Genomic DNA, 15,444 nt, shown 5'->3' with positions numbered 1-15,444 from the left:
CGGAGTGCGTCCGGCCGGGGGCTCAGGACGGGGTGCCGGCCGCCCGCCGGATGCCGGGCATGTCCGTGACCACGCCGTCCAGCCCCAGCTCGCGGGCGCGGGCCAGCTCCTCCTCGGTGTTGACCGTCCAGCTGATGACCTTGATCCCGGCGGCGTGGGCGCGGCCGACGGTGTCCGCGTCCACGTGCCGCAGGTCCAGGGAGATCATCTCCGCGCCCAGCTCCCCGGCCCGCTCCGGCGCGGTGGGCGAGGAGCGGCCCGCCACCAGCACGATCGGGATGTCCGGGAGGCGCTCGCGGGTCTCGCGCAGCGCCTCGGCGTGGAAGGAGATCACCGTGACGCGGTCGTGCAGTCCGCGCCGCTCGATGGTCTCGGCCAGCACCCGGGCCGCCGCCCGGTCCTTGATCTCGGCCTGGAGGGGGCTGCCGACCGCGTCCACGACCTCCTCGAAGACGGGCACCCGCTCTCCCTCGCCCGCGTCCAGCTCCCGCAGCTCGGCCAGGGTGAACTCACCGATGGGGCCCGAGCCGTCCGTCGTACGGGCCACGTCCGCGTCGTGCATCACCACCAGGGCGCCGTCCTTGCTCAGGTGGAGATCCAGCTCGATGACGTCGAGCCCCTCGCGCTCGGCGCGGATGAAGGAGCGCAGCGTGTTCTCGGGCTCGACGCCCATCACTCCGCGGTGTCCGACGGTGAGCAGTGGCACGTGCGGTCTCGCTTTCGCGCGGGGTGGAGCGGTGCGCCGCCAGATTAGCGGCCCTCTTACGGCGGCGGGACGGCGGCCGCACGGTGCGGAGGGGGAGGCGAGGCGGCGGGGGAACGGCGTACTGCGGAAAAAGACAGCCTCCGACCGGGTTGATCGCCGAAGTTTTGTCGGTCTACCCCGTGAGGTGCCGAATATTCTCCTGTGATCTCCCCTTGAGAGGAGATGGCTTCGCGTATACGGTTTCCATACGCGAGTTTCTCCTGTGGAGGGGTCAACATGACGGAAATCCTTTCGCCCGCGCACGCCGAGAGCGGCGTTTCGCCGTCCCTTGGCGCCGCTGCCGAGAGCGTGGCCGCCCACCCCGCCTGGGCCGTGCTGAAGGCGGCCGTCGAGGCCGTCCGCCCCGCGCAGGCCAAGGACGGCTCCATCGACTTCGACGCCGAGGGCGCGCCGTCCCGCGCGTCGGTGCGCGAGGAGCTGGAGCGGGTGGTGGCCTCGGTGGAGGAGCTGTCCCCGCTGCTGCCGCACGACGCCGCCTACCACCGCGCCCTGGTGAAGGACCTGCGCCGCTGGGCCGACGAGGGCTTCGGCGTGCCGGACTTCCTGGACTCGCTGCTGGCCTTCCAGCCCGCGCACAACCGCGCCGACGGGCTCCAGCACCTGGTCGTCTTCCCCATGTACACGCAGAACGGCAACCCGGACCGCAACCTGGAGGCGGTCGTCCTGCGCATGGTCTGGCCCGACTGGCTGGCCGAGCTGGAGCGCACCCGCTACGACAACCCGCTCTTCTGCGGCATCACCTTCGAGGACTTCACCTCCGGTTACGACACCCACTCCGCCGTGCTCTTCCCGGAGACCATCGCGGTGCGTGAGGCGCCCGAGCGCTTCAGCTGGGGCGGCATCTTCTGCGACCGGGAGGCCGCCCGCTTCCGCCGCGTGGTCCGGGCCGCCTGCGACGTCACCAGCCTGGAGCTGCCCGAGGAGGCCCAGGGGCTGCTGGAGGACCAGGAGCGCTGCCAGCAGACGTTCGTGCTGTGGGACATGATCCACGACCGCACCCACAGCCACGGCGACCTGCCCTTCGACCCCTTCATGATCAAGCAGCGGCAGCCGTTCTGGATGTACGGCCTGGAGGAGCTGCGCTGCGATCTGACCGCCTTCCACGAGGGCGGCAAGCTGGCGGCCGACGGCATCCCGCAGGGCCGCGACGTGCAGTACGCGATGCTGCTGGAGCGCCTCTTCCGCTTCCCGGTCACCGGTGAGCGCAAGCGCAACTACGACGGCCTCGGCGGCCAGCTGCTGTTCGCCTACCTCCACCAGCGCGACGCGCTGCGCTGGACGGACAACAAGCTCAGCCTCGACTGGGACCGGGCCCGCGAGGCCACCGCAGCGCTCCGCGAGGAGATCGAGACCCTCTACCGCGCCGGGATCGACCGCCCCAAGCTGGTGCACTGGTTCAAGGCGTACGAGCTGGTGTCCACCTATCTGGCGCCGCACCCGGGCTCCACCTGGGCCAAGGGCCCGGACGCGCTGGACCTGTCGCTGCCCCCGCGCAAGCTGGTGGACGAGGTGCTGCCCGACGAGTTTCCGCTCAGCATGTTCTATGAAGCCCTCGCGAAGAAGCTCCGGAGTGTGATCGCATCGACCCAGGGCATCACCGCTGACAGCCCGGTCAGGGCCGCCGCGGCATGAGCGGTCGCCCGGGGTACAGCGGAGGGTCAGGGAGCGAGGAGGCGACGGAATGACGGACACGACGACACGGCGCGGCTACGAGGGCAACGGTGAGGGCAGCCTGCAGGGCCGGGTGATCGCGGTCGCGGGCGCGGCCGGTCCCGCCGGGCAGGCCACCCTGCTGCGGCTCGCGGAGGAGGGCGCCACGGTCGTGGGCTGCGACGCGGACGCCGGGCGGCTGGCGCAGGCGGTGGACGCGGCGCGGTTCGCCCACGGCGGCGCGACCGTCACCGGTGACACCGTCGACCTGCTCAGCCTGGAGGAGACGCGGGCGTGGGCGGCCAAGACCGAGAAGGAGTACGGCCGCGTCGACGGCCTGGTGCACCTGGTGGGCGGCTGGCGCGGTTCGGCCACGTTCGCCGAGACCGACCTGGGCGACTGGGACGTGCTGCACGACCTCCTCATCCGCACCCTCCAGCACACCTCCCTCGCCTTCGAGGCACCGCTCAAGCGTGCGGGCGACGGCCGGTTCCTGCTCGTCAGCGCGCTGGGTGCCAGCAAGCCGACCGCGGGGAACGCCGCCTACGCCGCGTCCAAGGCGGCGGCCGAGGCATGGACCCTCGCGCTCAGCGACGCCTTCCGCAAGGCAGGGGGTGAGAGCCCGCCGCCGGCGGCCGCTGTCATCCTGGTGGTCAAGGCGTTGGTGCACGACCAGATGCGGGCCGACCGCCCGAACGCGAAGTTCGCGGGTTTCACGGACGTCAAGGATCTGGCCGAGGCCGTCGCCGACACCTGGAACAAGCCCGCCGAAGAGCTGAACGGAACCCGCCTGTGGCTGACGCCCAACCCCTGAACCGCTCCACCCCGCAGCAGGCCACCGACGCAAAGCGCCGCCACGACCCGGAGGTGCGCGGTTTCGCCAGCGACAACTACGCGGGCGCGCACCCGGAGATCCTGGCGGCGCTGGCCGTCGCCAACGGCGGACACCAGTCCGCCTACGGCGCAGACGACTACACCGAGCACCTCCAGACCGTCATCCGCAGCCACTTCGGACGGCGCGCCGAGGCGTTCCCCGTCTTCAACGGGACGGGCGCCAACGTCGTCGCGCTGCAGGCGGTGACCGACCGCTGGGGTGCGGTGATATGCGCCGACACCGCGCACATCCACGTCGACGAGTGCGGCGCCCCCGAGCGCGTCGGCGGCCTCAAGCTGCTGACCGTCCCCACCCCGGACGGCAAGCTGACCCCGGAGCTGATCGACCGGGAGGCGTACGGCTGGGACGACGAGCACCGGGCCATGCCGCAGGTGGTCTCCCTCGCCCAGAACACCGAACTGGGCACGCTCTACACGGTCGAGGAGATCCGGGCGCTGTGCGAGCACGCGCACGAGCGCGGCATGCTCGTCCACCTGGACGGCGCCCGCATCGCCAACGCCGCCGCCGCACTGGACGTGCCGATGCGCGCGTTCACCAACGTGGCGGGCGTGGACATCCTCTCCTTCGGCGGGACCAAGAACGGGATGCTCTTCGGCGAGGCCGTCGTCGTCCTCGATCCGGACGCGGTCCGCCACATGAAGCACCTGCGCAAGCTGTCGATGCAGCTCGCCTCCAAGATGCGCTTCATCTCGGTGCAGTTGGAGGCGCTGCTGGCGGGTGACCTGTGGCTGCGGAACGCACGCCACTCCAACGCGATGGCGCGGCGCCTGGCCGAGGGCGTCGCCGGGGTGGAGGGGGTGGAGATCCTCCACCCCGTGCAGGCCAACGCCGTCTTCGCACGCCTCCCGCACGAGGTGAGCGAACGCCTCCAGAAGCGCTACCGCTTCTACTTCTGGGACGAGGCAGCGGGCGATGTGCGCTGGATGTGCTCGTTCGACACCACCGAGCAGGACGTGGACGGCTTCCTCGCCGCGCTGCGCGAGGAGATGGCGCGGTAGTCCGTCCTCCTCCGCATAATTATGTGGCCCGCTGGAATTCTATTGAGTTCTGGCGGGCCGCTCCGTACGCTCTCGCGGCATGATGCTCACGCCCGTCACCGCTGACGAGTCGGCCTACCTGGCCGCCGACGACACCGTCGACCACTTCCACCCGCGCGTCCGCGAGACGGCCGCCCGCCTCATGGCCGCGGCCGGGGGCGAGCTGACCGGGTACGCCCGCGCCGCCTTCGAGTTCGTGCGCGACACCATCACGCACTCCGCCGACGCCGACGACCCGCGCATCACCTGGCGCGCCTCGGACGTGCTCGAGCAGCGCACCGGCATCTGCCACGCCAAGTCGCACGCGCTGGTCGCCCTGCTGCGGGCCGAGGGGATCCCCGCCGGGTTCTGCTACCAGAAGCTGGACGTCCTGCACGGCCTGATCGCCCTGCGGCTGCCCGGGGCGCGGCGCTGGGCGCGCCAGGACGCGCGCGGCAACAAGCCGGGCGTGGACGCGCAGTTCAGCCTCGGCCGGGAGCGGCTGGCCTGGCCCGTGCGGCCGGAGAAGGGGGAGTGCGAGTACCCGCTGCTCCACGCCGAGCCGCACCCGGTGGTCCTGCGGGCCCTCCGTACGGCCGAGGACCGCGCCGGGCTGTGGGAGTTGCTCGACCGGGCGCTGTGACCCGGTGCCGCGGGCCCGGTGCCGCGGCCGGCGGGTCCCGTGGGGAGGCGGGGTCCGCCCCGCATGTTTGAGAACCGCGCGGACGTGAAAGAGTGCCAGGTGTATAGATGGCCGATACAACTGACTTTCGGTGACGCATTCGCTACGGGGGTTGTGCTCACATCGGCCACGAACACCGAAGGTCGAAGCCGGAGGGAACAACATGTGCGGAATCACCGGGTGGGTGTCCTTCGACAGGAATCTGGCGACCGAGCGGACGACCGTCGACGCCATGACGGAGACCATGTCCTGCCGCGGCCCGGACGACGCCGGCACCTGGATAGACGGCCCCGCGGCACTGGGGCACCGCAGGCTCGCGATCATCGACCTGCCCGGCGGCAGGCAGCCGATGACCGTGGAGACCCCCGAGGGCACCGTCGCCATGGTCTACTCGGGAGAGACCTACAACTACACCGAACTGCGCCGTGAACTGGCCGGGCGCGGCCACACGTTCACCACCGACTCCGACACCGAGGTCGTCCTCCACGCCTACCTGGAGTGGGGCCCGGCGCTGGCCGAGCGGCTGAACGGCATGTACGCGTTCGCCATCTGGGACGGGCGCACCCGGCGGCTGGTCATGGTCCGCGACCGGATGGGCATCAAGCCCTTCTACTACGCGCGGACCCCCGACGGAGTGCTCTTCGGCTCCGAGCCCAAGGCCATCCTCGCCAACCCGCTGGCGCGGCGCGAGGTCACCCTCGACGGGCTGCGCGAGCTGTTCGCCCTCGTCAAGACGCCCGGCCACGCCGTGTGGGAGGGCATGCGCGAGGTGGAGCCGGGCACCGTGGTGACCGTGGACGCCAACGGCCCGCGCACCCACGTCTACTGGGAGCTGGAGACCCGGGCGCACACCGACGGCAAGGACGAGACGATCGCCCATGTGCGGGAGCTGATGGACGACATCGTGCGCCGCCAGCTCGTCGCCGACGTGCCGCGCTGCACCCTGCTCTCCGGCGGTCTCGACTCCTCCGCCATGACGGCACTGGCGGCCCGTCATCTCAGGGAGACCAGCGGGGAGACCGTGCGCAGCTTCGCCGTCGACTTCGTCGGCCAGACCGAGAACTTCGTCGCCGACGAGCTGCGCGCCACCCCGGACACGCCCTTCGTGCACGACGTGGCGCGGGAGTCGGCCACCGACCACCAGGACATCGTCCTTGGCTCCGACGACCTGGCCGCCCCCGAGGTGCGCTCCCGCGTCATCCGGGCCCGCGACATCCCGATGGGCCTGGGCGACATGGACGCCTCCCTCTACCTGCTGTTCAAGGCCATCCGGCAGCACTCGACGGTCGCCCTCTCCGGTGAGTCGGCGGACGAGGTCTTCGGCGGCTACAAGCACTTCTTCGACGAGGAGGCGCGCAAGGGCGAGACCTTCCCCTGGCTGGTCCAGTTCCCCCGGACCATCGGCGAGGACGGCAACATCCTGAACGACTCGCTGACCCGCGCCCTGAACCTGCCCGGCTACGTCCGGGACAGCTACGCCTCGGCCGTCTCCGGCGTCCAGCGGCTGGAGGGGGAGAGCGACTTCGAGTACCGGATGCGGGTGATCTGCCATCTGCACCTGACCCGCTTCGTCCGCGTCCTGCTGGACCGCAAGGACCGCGCCTCCATGGCCGTCGGTCTGGAGGTGCGGGTGCCGTTCTGCGACCACCGGCTCGTCGAGTACGTCTACAACACCCCGTGGTCCCTCAAGTCGTTCGACGGGAGGGAGAAGAGCCTGCTGCGCGAGGCGACGGCCGACGTCCTGCCCCGCTCGGTCTACGACCGGGTCAAGAGCCCCTACCCCTCCACACAGGACCCGAAGTACCACACCGCGCTCCAGGAGAACGTCAAGGACCTGCTGGCCAAGCCCTCGCACCAGGTCTTCGACCTGGTCGACAGGGGCTGGCTGGAGCGCGCGGTCAAGGTGGAGACCCCGCAGATCACCCAGGCGGGCCGGCGCGGCCTGGAGCGCGCCCTGGACCTGGCGCTGTGGCTGGACATGTACGCCCCGACCCTGACACTCTCCTGACCTGATCAGGACGAGCGTGGGGGAGCGATGGGGACCGGCCGGAACACCGAGACCGACGCGGCGTTCGAGATGGTGCTGGCCCTGCACCGGCTGCTGCGGTCGCTGCGCCGGGCCGGCCCCACGGGCGGGCTCCAGCCCACCCAGCTGATCGTCCTGTCGCTGCTCGTCGAGGGCGGGCCCAGCCGGGTCGGCGTCCTCGCCGAGCGGGTCCCCTGCTCCCAGCCGACGGCAACGGCCGTGGTGGCCGAACTGGAGGCGCTGGGCTTCGTACGCCGCGAACCCGACCCCACCGACGGCCGCGCCACCCGTGTGGCCGCCACCGAGGAGGGCAGGGGAACGCTGCGGGACGTGGCGTACGGCGAGGCCGAGGCGCTGCTGGAGCGCCTCGGCTCGCTGTCCGAGGAGGAGGTCGCCCAGCTCCTGCGGACGGCACCGCTGCTGCGGCGGCTCGCGGATTCCGGGCGGTAGGGGCAGCGCGCTACAGCGCCTGGACCTGCGCCGGGGAGGGGGCCGTGCCGCCCAGGTGGGCGGGCTGCCACCAGGCGTCGGCGGGGCCGCGCGGTGCGGCGGGATAGGCCCGCTGGGCCGCTTCCAGCAGTTCGTGCACGCGCTCGCGCAGCCGGTCGGTGATGCTCGGGACCGGCTCGCCGGGCTCCGCGTCCAGCGGCGCGCCGACGCGGATCGCGATGGGGAGGTGGTTGCGGCCGAAGTCCCGCTTGTGGCCCTTGGTCCACAGCCGCTGGGTGCCCCACAGCGCCATGGGGACCAGCGGGACGCGCGCCTCCTGGGCGAGCCGGGCCGCGCCCGACTTGAAGTCCTTGAGGGTGAAGGAGGGGGAGATCGTCGCCTCGGGGAAGACGCCGATGACCTCGCCGGCGCGCAGGGCACGCAGCGCCTCCGCGTAGGCGTGCTCACCGCGCGAGCGGTCGACCGGAATGTGCTTCATGGCGCGCATCAGCGGTCCGGAGATCTTGTGCCGGAAGACGGAGTCCTTGGCCATGAAGCGCACCAGCCGCTTGGCCGGGCGCGCGGCCAGCCCCGTGAAGATGAAGTCCAGATAGCTGATGTGGTTGCTCACCAGGACGGCCCCGCCGCGTGCGGGCACGTGCTCCGTGCCGCGGATGTCGAAGCGCAGGTCGAGCGCCTTGAACCACGCGCGTGCCGCACCGATCACGGGTGGGTAGAGGAGGTCGGCCATGTCGGGGATCCTTCGTCTCGGTATGCCTGCGAGCGGTCGGCCCGGCAGGCCGGGTACCCGGGACCCGCGGTCCCGCACTCAGCACTTACGGATGCGTAACTTCCGGCTGCGGCAGATCGTTCCCCAAAGCGTCGCTCCTGGCTACCCTCGCGGCAGACTTGTCCCCGGGCACGCGGGAATGGAGGACTTTGTGGCGGAGAGCGCGGGAAGCACCGGGCCCGGACCGGGGCACCGACCGGCCGACGAGGAGCGGAGGGTGGGCGCCGGCCTGCTCGGGGCCGGGGAGCTGGGCGCGCGGGCCACGCTCGTGCAGTTCTCCAGCGCCTTCTGCCAGCCCTGCCGCGCGACCCGCCGCGTCCTCGCCGAGGTGGCCGCCATGGTCGAGGGCGTCACCCATATCGAGCTGGACGCCGAGGACCACCTCGCACTCGTCCGCGAGCTGGAGATCACCGGCACGCCCACGGTGCTCGTCCTCGACGCGGCCGGGCGGATCGTCAAGCGGGCCACCGGGCAGCCGCGCAAGGCCGACGTCATCGCCGCGCTGGGGTACGCGATCGGCTGAGCCCGCGCCCGGCCGGGGCTCCGGTGCGCGGTCGGCGTGACCCAGATCCCGCCCCGGCGCACTCGCGCCGCGCCGCGTCGCGTGATGGAGTTGTCCGGTCACTCTCCCCGTTGGCAACGTCACAGTTCGCGGGTCTTGAGAACGGGGAACGTGCTGGATGTACTGACGAGTAATATTGTGGACGGACCGCCGGTCCCCCAAGGACCGGAACCGTAAGTCGAAGCAGTAGGAGAGCCGGCGTGAGCTTGAGGATCGTTGTCTGTGTGAAGTACGTGCCCGACGCCACCGGTGACCGGCACTTCGCGGAGGACCTGACCACCGATCGCGAGTCGGTCGACGGCCTGCTCTCCGAGCTGGACGAGTACGCGGTCGAGCAGGCGCTGCAGATCGCGGACGAGGCCGACGACGCGGAGATCACCGTGCTGACCGTCGGCCCCGAGGACGCCAAGGACGCCCTGCGCAAGGCGCTGTCCATGGGCGCGGACAAGGCCGTCCACGTCGAGGACGACGACCTGCACGGCACCGACGCGCTGGGCACCTCCTACGTGCTGGCCAAGGCCATCGAGAAGACCGGCTACGACCTGGTCGTCTGCGGTATGGCCTCCACCGACGGCACCATGGGCGTGCTGCCCGCCATGCTCGCCGAGCGGCTGGGCGTGCCGCAGGTGACCCTGCTGTCCGAGGTCTCCGTCGCGGACGGGAAGGTGACCGGCCGCCGGGACGGCGACGCCGCCACCGAGCAGCTGGAGGCGCGGCTCCCGGCCGTCGTCTCCGTCACCGACCAGTCGGGCGAGGCGCGTTACCCCTCCTTCAAGGGGATCATGGCCGCCAAGAAGAAGCCCGTCGAGTCCCTGGACCTGGACGACCTGGACATCGACGCCGACGAGGTCGGCCTGGACGGCGCCTGGACCAAGGTGGAGGACGCGGCCGAGCGCCCGCCGCGCACCGCGGGCACCGTCGTCAAGGACGAGGGCGAGGGCGGCAAGCAGCTCGCCGAGTACCTGGCGGGCCAGAAGTTCATCTGAGCCGCCGCTCCCACCACAGACCTTTCTCCCGAACCGCGCAGGAGCACTCCCATGGCTGAAGTCCTTGTCTACGTCGACCACGTGGACGGCGCCGTCCGCAAGCCCACCCTCGAACTGCTGACCCTGGCCCGCCGCCTGGGCGACCCGGTCGCCGTGCACCTGGGCCCGAACGCCGAGGAGGCCGCCAAGACGCTCGGCGAGTACGGGGCCACCCGCGTCCTGGCCGCCGACGCGCCCGAGTTCGCCGACTACCTCGTCGTGCCCAAGGTGGACGCCCTGCAGGCCGCCTACGAGTCCGTCTCGCCCGCCGCCGTGCTGGTGCCCTCCTCCGCCGAGGGCAAGGAGATCGCGGCCCGCCTCGCGGTGCGCCTCGGCTCCGGCATCATCACCGACGCGGTGGACCTGGAGGCCGGCGACGAGGGTCCGGTGACAACGCAGTCGGTCTTCGCCGCCGCGTACACCACCAGGTCCCGCGTCACCAAGGGCACCCCGGTCATCACCGTCAAGCCGAACTCGGCGGCGCCGGAGGCCGCCCCCGCGGCGGGCGCGGTCGAGCAGCTGTCGGTGAGTTTCGGCGAGGCCGCCACCGGTACCAAGGTCACCTCGCGCACCCCGCGCGAGTCCACCGGCCGCCCCGAGCTGACCGAGGCCGCGATCGTGGTCTCCGGCGGGCGCGGCGTCAACGGCGCGGAGAACTTCCACCTGATCGAGGGTCTGGCCGACGCGCTGGGCGCGGCGGTCGGCGCCTCGCGCGCCGCGGTGGACGCCGGCTGGTACCCGCACTCCCACCAGGTGGGCCAGACCGGTAAGACCGTCTCCCCGCAGCTGTACATCGCCACCGGCATCTCCGGCGCCATCCAGCACCGCGCCGGCATGCAGACCTCCAAGACGATCGTGGCGATCAACAAGGACGCCGAGGCCCCGATCTTCGACCTGGTCGACTACGGCATCGTCGGCGACCTGTTCGAGGTCGTCCCGCAGCTGACCGAGGAGGTCAAGGCCCGCAAGGGCTGACGCGCCCACCCGAGGGGCCCCGCACCAGGTCGTGGTGCGGGGCCCTGCGTGCGTACGGGACGCGGGTGGCGCGTGCCGTGGCGTCCCAGGTCAGAAGGCGAAGACGGCGGCTCCTTCCGCGTTCTTCACGCACGGGTTGGAGAAGGTCTTCTCGTAGCTGACGCGCTCGCCCTGCCACACGCCCTGGGCGGTGACCACCACGGGCCGCCAGTCGCGGGTGCACATCCGCTCCTCGTCGACGGCCAGACCGTCGAAGTTGCCGTCGGCGGCGCGCAGTTGGGCGCAGGCGTCCTCGGCGGCCGGGTGGGTGCCCGAGGCGCTCGGCGTGCAGCTGAGGGTGACGGCGCGCTTGGGCGCCGAGGTGGCGGCGCTCTCCCCGTCCGAGATCGTGAGGACGAGGGCCGAGGGCGCGTAGAGCGAGGTGGCCTTCGCGGGAGCGGCCTCGGCGGGGGCGGCCGCGAGTGCGAGGACGCTGACGGATCCCGTCACCGCTGCCGCCAGGGTGAGGGCGACGCTCCGGGATGCGGTCTTCCGCATTGTGTGCTTCCTTCCGCTTTGAGGGTAAGTGCCGGATCGGCGGGCTTGAGTCTGCCGAGTCCGGTCGGCGAAAGCACATCGGCATGACATGTTTCGGTAACGTTTCGCGTTGAATCAGTGGCGCAAAGTGACACCAGAGTTGGATGGTGGCCTGCGGCAACACCTCCCTGTTCGACCGGAGTTCACCCGTCATGGCCGGATTCCGCTCGTGGAGGACGACCGGATTCCGGGGCCTGCGGCCGGGTCTTGACTGGCTGCTCGGGTGGCCATAGCGTCGCCGCACCGGCTTCAACGTTTTGTTGAGAGTTGATTCCGGGTGCCGTGAGGTGAGGGAGAGGGAGCGGAGATGTCGCAGGGCGGGACGGTCAGGACCAGCTTGGAAGCCGGCGTGGTCGCGGAGGTCTCCAGGTCGCTGGCGCCGGTGGACGCCGAACTCGCGCGGCGGTACCCGGGCGACCCGGGCACGCGGCAGCCGGTGCACACGGTCTATGTCCCCGCCGACGCCGTCACGTCCGACACGGTCCGTGAGTGGGGCGCCTCGGCCCTCGCGCTGCTCGACGAGCACGCCCCCGACGCCGACACCCTCGCCCGCGTCCTGGGCATGGACGAGGCGCTCGCGGGACCCGTCTACTCCCGCATACGCGACAAGCTGCGCCAGGAGCCCGTCGAGGACCTGCGCATCGACTTCGAGGACGGCTACGGGGTGCGGCCCGACGACGAGGAGGACGCCGCCGCCGTCGGCGCCGCGCGCCTGGTCGCGGACGCGTGCGCGAAGGGTGCCGAGGGGCCCGTCCCCGCCTACGCGGGCATCCGCGTGAAGTGCATGGAGGCGGCCGTGCGCGACCGCGGCATCCGCACCCTCGACCTGTTCCTCACCGGCCTCATGGAGGCCGGAGGGCTGCCCCGCGGACTCGTGCTCACCCTGCCCAAGGTGACCTACCCCGAGCAGGTCACCGCCATGGCCCGGCTGTGCGAGGAGTTCGAGAAGGCGCGCGGGCTCGAAGCCGGCCGCATCGGCTTCGAGATCCAGATCGAGACGACGCAGTCGATCCTCGGCGCCGACGGACGCGCCACCGTCGCCCGGATGATCGACGCGGCCCGGGGCCGGGCGACCTCCCTGCACTACGGCACCTTCGACTACAGCGCCTCCTGCGGTGTCTCCGCCGCCTACCAGGCGATGGACCACCCGGCCGCCGACCACGCCAAGGCCGTCATGCAGGTGGCCGCCGCCGGCACGGGCGTCCGGCTCTCGGACGGCTCCACCAACATCCTTCCCACCGGAGGCCGTTCCCAGGTGCACGAGGCCTGGCGCACCCACCACGCGCTGGTGCGCCGCTCGCTGGCCCGCGCCTACTACCAGGGCTGGGACATGCACCCCGGGCACCTGCCCACCCGCTACGCCGCCGTCTACGCCTTCTACCGGGAGGGCATGCGGCGCGCGGGCGAGCGGCTCGCCGCGTACGTGGGGCAGTCGGCCGGTGACGTGATGGACGAGCCCGCCACGGCCCGCGCGCTCAGCGGCTACCTGCTGCGCGGCCTCGACTGCGGCGCGCTGGAGGCCCAGGAGGTCAAGGAGGTCTCCGGGCTCGACCGGGCCGAGCTCGACCGTCTCGCGGGGCGCTGAGCCCCGACCGTTCCCCCGGTGGCCGCCCTGGTCTCGCGGCGGCCGCCCGGCACCTGCCGACCGCTGGCCGGCCGGGGGCCCGGGGCCGGGTGGCGGGGTCAGGCGTCGGGCGCGCTGCCGTCGTCCAGCCGCTCCCACTCGTCGGCCAGGGCCGTCAACTGCCGCAGCAGCCGCGCGCGTTCGGCTGGCTCGTAGTGCCCGAGCAGCCGCTCGTCCAGCTCGCGCGCCCGGCTGCCGGCCTCGCTCAGCGTGCGTTCGCCCTCGGGCGTGAGGTACAGCAGCTTGCGGCGGCCGTCCGCCGCGGCCGTCCTGCGCTCCAGCAGGCCTCGTCTCTCCAGCCGCTGGGCCAGGTCCGCCATGGTGGAGGTGTCCAGTGTCACGGCTGAGGCCAGCGAACTCTGGTCGCTTCCCGGATTGGCCGCCACTGTGGTCAGTACGGCGTACTGCGGCCCGGTCAGCAACTGGTCGACAGCGCGCACCCATGCCGCCAGATATGCCTGGTAGAGCCGCCGCACCTGGTATCCGGGCGCCGAGGTGAGTGCCTCGGGGGCGGTGGGCGGGCCGGGGGTGGGGGCCGTCGCCGCGGAATCCGAAGCAGAGGTCTTGTCAGCCATGGGGCCACTTAAGCACGGGAGTTGGGTGCGTCGGCGCGCGCGGGTGCGGTGTTCGGCCGCCCCGCGGCGCCCGGTGCCGCCGGGTCCGTTCCGGAACGGGACCGTCCGGCTCGAGGGACCGTCCGGCTCGAGGGGCCGTCCGGCCCGAGGGACCGGGCCGAGACTCCTTCGCGGAACACACCGACCGGTCGGTCTGTACTGCGAAGGGGGCGACGCCGGGGACCGGCGACAGCGCCGCCCGCGGACCGCACCGGTCTCGGTGACTCCGCGCACGGACCGGCCGCGTCAGGAGACCCCGGTCAGTCGGCGGGCGGGATCTCGCCGGAGCCGCGGGCGATCAGCGACGTGGGGCGGGAGAGCGTGCGCGGCGCGTCGTCCGCGCCGTCCAGACGCCGGAACAGCAACTCGGCGGCGCTGCGGCCCAGGTCCGCGGGGTCCTGCGCGATGACCGTGACCGGCGGGGAGAGCAGATCGGCCAGCTCGAAGTCGTCGAACCCCACCAGCGCCACCGGCCTGCCGCCGCGCTCCGGCTCGGCCAGCACCCGCACCAGCGTGACCGTCACCCGGTTGTTGCCGGAGAAGAACGCCGTGACCGGCTCGGCGCCGCTGGTGCCCGCCAGCATCCGCTCCGCGTCGGCACGGACCCGCCCGGAGTCCGTCGGCCCGAGCGCCACCCAGCCCCCGGCCACCGGCAGCCCCGCCTCCGCCATCGCGGCCCGGTAGCCGCGCAGCCGCTCCTTGGCGGTGTGGATGCCGGGCTTGTCGCCGATGAAACCGATGCGGCGGTGCCCGTGCGCGATCAGATGGGCGACGCCCGTCCGCGCCCCCTCGAAACCGTCCGAGAGCACCATGTCGGCCTCTATGCGCCCCGGCGGCCGGTCCAGGAAGACCGTGGCCACCCCCGCGGCGATCTCGGGGGCGAGGTAGCGGTGGTCGTCACTGGCCGGGACGATCACCAGCCCGTCGACCCGCCTGGCGCACAGGGCCAGCGCCAGCTCGCGCTCCCGCTCCGGGTCCTCGGCACTCGAACCGTTGATCAGCAGAGCCCCGTGCGCCCGGGCCACCTCCTCGACGGCCCGGCTGAGCGGGGAGTAGAAAGGGTCGGCCAGGTCCTCCACGACCAGGCCGATGCTGGCCGTGGTGCCCTTGCGCAGCACACGGGCGCTGTCGTTGCGGCGGAAGCCGAGCGAGGTGATGGCCTCCTGCACGCGCCGCTCGGTGTCGCTGGAGACCCCCGCCTCGCCGTTGACGACCCGCGACACCGTCTTGAGGCCCACGCCCGCCCGGGCCGCCACGTCCTTCATGGTCGGCCGGCCCGCGTGCCGCCGGCCGGCGGGTCCCGGCCTGGTACGGGTCACGGGGCCCGGGGCGACGGTTCCGGGGGTGGGGCCGGGGCCGGTGGCGGTGGCGCGCGCGGGGTCGCTCGTGCCGGGTGTGTCGGGGGCGTCGGCCACGTGGTCTGTCCTCGTCGTCGGTGATCGCTGAGTTGTCGGTGATCGCGACACCGAGCAGCATAGTCCCGCTGGCCGGGCCAGGCTGGACAACGTTGTCAGAAGTAGCAACACTTGCCCCGTCCGCCCGCGCTCAGCGCGGGACCGTCCACCGCACGTGCAGGAGCCGACCGCCCATGCCCAACGACCTCGTCGCCGCACTCGACATCGGCGGTACCAAGATCGCGGGTGCCCTGGTGGACGGCGGTGGCGGACTGCTCACCCGCGTCCAGCGGCCCACCCCCGCACGGGAGGACGCCACGCGGATGAGCGCCGCCGTCGACGCCGTGCTCCGTGAGCTGACCGAGGCGCCCGCGTGGACCCGGGTGGCCGCCGTCGGCATCGGCAGCGCGGGCCCCGTGG

General features: G+C 72.4%; 16 protein-coding genes. 11 read left to right on the top strand and 5 right to left on the bottom strand.

Going from position 1 to position 15,444, the window contains the following annotated elements:
* Positions 1 to 22 precede the first annotated feature (22 nt).
* Complete coding sequence (locus tag FM076_RS03410) at positions 23 to 706, bottom strand: glycerophosphodiester phosphodiesterase family protein (protein WP_173868459.1); 684 nt, start codon at positions 704 to 706, stop codon at positions 23 to 25.
* A gap of 276 nt (positions 707 to 982) precedes the next feature.
* On the opposite strand from FM076_RS03410, the gene FM076_RS03405 reads away from it, so the two are divergent.
* The 6 genes from FM076_RS03405 to FM076_RS03380 all read left to right on the top strand — a co-directional run bounded on the left by FM076_RS03405 (position 983) and on the right by FM076_RS03380 (position 7,485).
* Entirely contained in the window at positions 983 to 2,398 is a 1,416-nt protein-coding gene (locus tag FM076_RS03405; protein ID WP_173868458.1) for a DUF6421 family protein, read from the top strand.
* Positions 2,399 to 2,447: 49 nt separating this feature from the next.
* Positions 2,448 to 3,230, top strand: a complete 783-nt coding sequence (locus tag FM076_RS03400; RefSeq protein ID WP_173868457.1) for an SDR family NAD(P)-dependent oxidoreductase — start codon at positions 2,448 to 2,450, stop codon at positions 3,228 to 3,230.
* Positions 3,209 to 4,309 (top strand): beta-eliminating lyase-related protein, encoded by a 1,101-nt coding sequence (locus FM076_RS03395; protein ID WP_173868456.1) that lies wholly within the window; start codon positions 3,209 to 3,211, stop codon positions 4,307 to 4,309. Before FM076_RS03400 ends, FM076_RS03395 begins: the two co-directional genes overlap by 22 nt.
* 79 nt (positions 4,310 to 4,388) lie before the next feature.
* On the top strand, positions 4,389 to 4,970 hold the full coding sequence (locus FM076_RS03390; protein WP_173868455.1) for a transglutaminase-like domain-containing protein: 582 nt from the start codon (positions 4,389 to 4,391) through the stop codon (positions 4,968 to 4,970).
* Between the two features lie 202 nt (positions 4,971 to 5,172).
* Positions 5,173 to 7,017 carry an asparagine synthase (glutamine-hydrolyzing) gene (gene asnB, locus FM076_RS03385; RefSeq protein WP_173868454.1) on the top strand — a complete coding sequence of 615 codons (1,845 nt, stop codon included), beginning with the start codon at positions 5,173 to 5,175 and terminating at the stop codon, positions 7,015 to 7,017.
* A gap of 27 nt (positions 7,018 to 7,044) precedes the next feature.
* The gene (locus FM076_RS03380) at positions 7,045 to 7,485 is read left to right on the top strand and encodes a MarR family winged helix-turn-helix transcriptional regulator (protein ID WP_173868453.1); all 441 of its coding nucleotides are present in this window, start codon (positions 7,045 to 7,047) and stop codon (positions 7,483 to 7,485) included.
* Positions 7,486 to 7,495: 10 nt separating this feature from the next.
* On the opposite strand, the gene FM076_RS03375 is transcribed toward FM076_RS03380, so the two are convergent.
* Positions 7,496 to 8,215, bottom strand: a complete 720-nt coding sequence (locus FM076_RS03375; protein ID WP_173868452.1) for a lysophospholipid acyltransferase family protein — start codon at positions 8,213 to 8,215, stop codon at positions 7,496 to 7,498.
* 178 nt (positions 8,216 to 8,393) lie between these two features.
* Between FM076_RS03375 and FM076_RS03370 the strand changes: the two genes are divergently transcribed.
* The 3 genes from FM076_RS03370 to FM076_RS03360 all read left to right on the top strand — a co-directional run bounded on the left by FM076_RS03370 (position 8,394) and on the right by FM076_RS03360 (position 10,816).
* Positions 8,394 to 8,777 carry a TlpA family protein disulfide reductase gene (locus FM076_RS03370; protein WP_173868451.1) on the top strand — a complete coding sequence of 128 codons (384 nt, stop codon included), beginning with the start codon at positions 8,394 to 8,396 and terminating at the stop codon, positions 8,775 to 8,777.
* Between the two features lie 239 nt (positions 8,778 to 9,016).
* Positions 9,017 to 9,802, top strand: a complete 786-nt coding sequence (locus FM076_RS03365) for an electron transfer flavoprotein subunit beta/FixA family protein (RefSeq protein WP_173868450.1) — start codon at positions 9,017 to 9,019, stop codon at positions 9,800 to 9,802.
* 51 nt (positions 9,803 to 9,853) lie between these two features.
* Positions 9,854 to 10,816, top strand: a complete 963-nt coding sequence (locus FM076_RS03360; protein WP_173868449.1) for an electron transfer flavoprotein subunit alpha/FixB family protein — start codon at positions 9,854 to 9,856, stop codon at positions 10,814 to 10,816.
* Positions 10,817 to 10,906: 90 nt separating this feature from the next.
* Here FM076_RS03360 and FM076_RS03355 read toward each other — a convergent pair whose 3' ends face one another.
* Positions 10,907 to 11,353, bottom strand: a complete 447-nt coding sequence (locus FM076_RS03355; protein ID WP_173868448.1) for a subtilase-type protease inhibitor — start codon at positions 11,351 to 11,353, stop codon at positions 10,907 to 10,909.
* Positions 11,354 to 11,699: 346 nt separating this feature from the next.
* Between FM076_RS03355 and FM076_RS03350 the strand changes: the two genes are divergently transcribed.
* Positions 11,700 to 12,977 (top strand): DUF6986 family protein, encoded by a 1,278-nt coding sequence (locus FM076_RS03350; RefSeq protein WP_173868447.1) that lies wholly within the window; start codon positions 11,700 to 11,702, stop codon positions 12,975 to 12,977.
* Between the two features lie 98 nt (positions 12,978 to 13,075).
* Here the strand turns inward: FM076_RS03350 and FM076_RS03345 are convergent, their stop codons facing one another.
* Entirely contained in the window at positions 13,076 to 13,591 is a 516-nt protein-coding gene (locus FM076_RS03345; RefSeq protein ID WP_173868446.1) for a MarR family winged helix-turn-helix transcriptional regulator, read from the bottom strand.
* A gap of 299 nt (positions 13,592 to 13,890) precedes the next feature.
* Complete coding sequence (locus FM076_RS03340; protein WP_180217959.1) at positions 13,891 to 14,895, bottom strand: LacI family DNA-binding transcriptional regulator; 1,005 nt, start codon at positions 14,893 to 14,895, stop codon at positions 13,891 to 13,893.
* A gap of 323 nt (positions 14,896 to 15,218) precedes the next feature.
* Here FM076_RS03340 and FM076_RS03335 point away from each other — a divergent pair.
* Positions 15,219 to 15,444 (top strand): ROK family protein (locus FM076_RS03335; protein WP_173868445.1); only part of this gene is annotated, 226 nt, incomplete at its 3' end.

The sequence above is a fragment of the Streptomyces albus subsp. chlorinus genome (assembly GCF_013302895.1).
Taxonomy (GTDB): domain Bacteria; phylum Actinomycetota; class Actinomycetes; order Streptomycetales; family Streptomycetaceae; genus Streptomyces; species Streptomyces chlorinus.
This window is presented reverse-complemented; position numbering and strand designations above follow the sequence as displayed.

What these genes read in the sequence shown, in the direction of transcription:
- FM076_RS03405 (WP_173868458.1), top strand. Translation starts at nt 983, where the DNA reads ATGACGGAAATCCTTTCGCCCGCGCACGCCGAGAGCGGCGTTTCGCCG.
- FM076_RS03400 (WP_173868457.1), top strand. Translation starts at nt 2,448, where the DNA reads ATGACGGACACGACGACACGGCGCGGCTACGAGGGCAACGGTGAGGGC.
- FM076_RS03390 (WP_173868455.1), top strand. Translation starts at nt 4,389, where the DNA reads ATGATGCTCACGCCCGTCACCGCTGACGAGTCGGCCTACCTGGCCGCC.
- asnB (WP_173868454.1), top strand. Translation starts at nt 5,173, where the DNA reads ATGTGCGGAATCACCGGGTGGGTGTCCTTCGACAGGAATCTGGCGACC.
- FM076_RS03380 (WP_173868453.1), top strand. Translation starts at nt 7,045, where the DNA reads ATGGGGACCGGCCGGAACACCGAGACCGACGCGGCGTTCGAGATGGTG.
- FM076_RS03375 (WP_173868452.1), bottom strand. Translation starts at nt 8,215, where the DNA reads ATGGCCGACCTCCTCTACCCACCCGTGATCGGTGCGGCACGCGCGTGG.
- FM076_RS03370 (WP_173868451.1), top strand. Translation starts at nt 8,394, where the DNA reads ATGGAGGACTTTGTGGCGGAGAGCGCGGGAAGCACCGGGCCCGGACCG.
- FM076_RS03360 (WP_173868449.1), top strand. Translation starts at nt 9,854, where the DNA reads ATGGCTGAAGTCCTTGTCTACGTCGACCACGTGGACGGCGCCGTCCGC.
- FM076_RS03355 (WP_173868448.1), bottom strand. Translation starts at nt 11,353, where the DNA reads ATGCGGAAGACCGCATCCCGGAGCGTCGCCCTCACCCTGGCGGCAGCG.
- FM076_RS03350 (WP_173868447.1), top strand. Translation starts at nt 11,700, where the DNA reads ATGTCGCAGGGCGGGACGGTCAGGACCAGCTTGGAAGCCGGCGTGGTC.
- FM076_RS03345 (WP_173868446.1), bottom strand. Translation starts at nt 13,591, where the DNA reads ATGGCTGACAAGACCTCTGCTTCGGATTCCGCGGCGACGGCCCCCACC.
- FM076_RS03340 (WP_180217959.1), bottom strand. Translation starts at nt 14,895, where the DNA reads ATGAAGGACGTGGCGGCCCGGGCGGGCGTGGGCCTCAAGACGGTGTCG.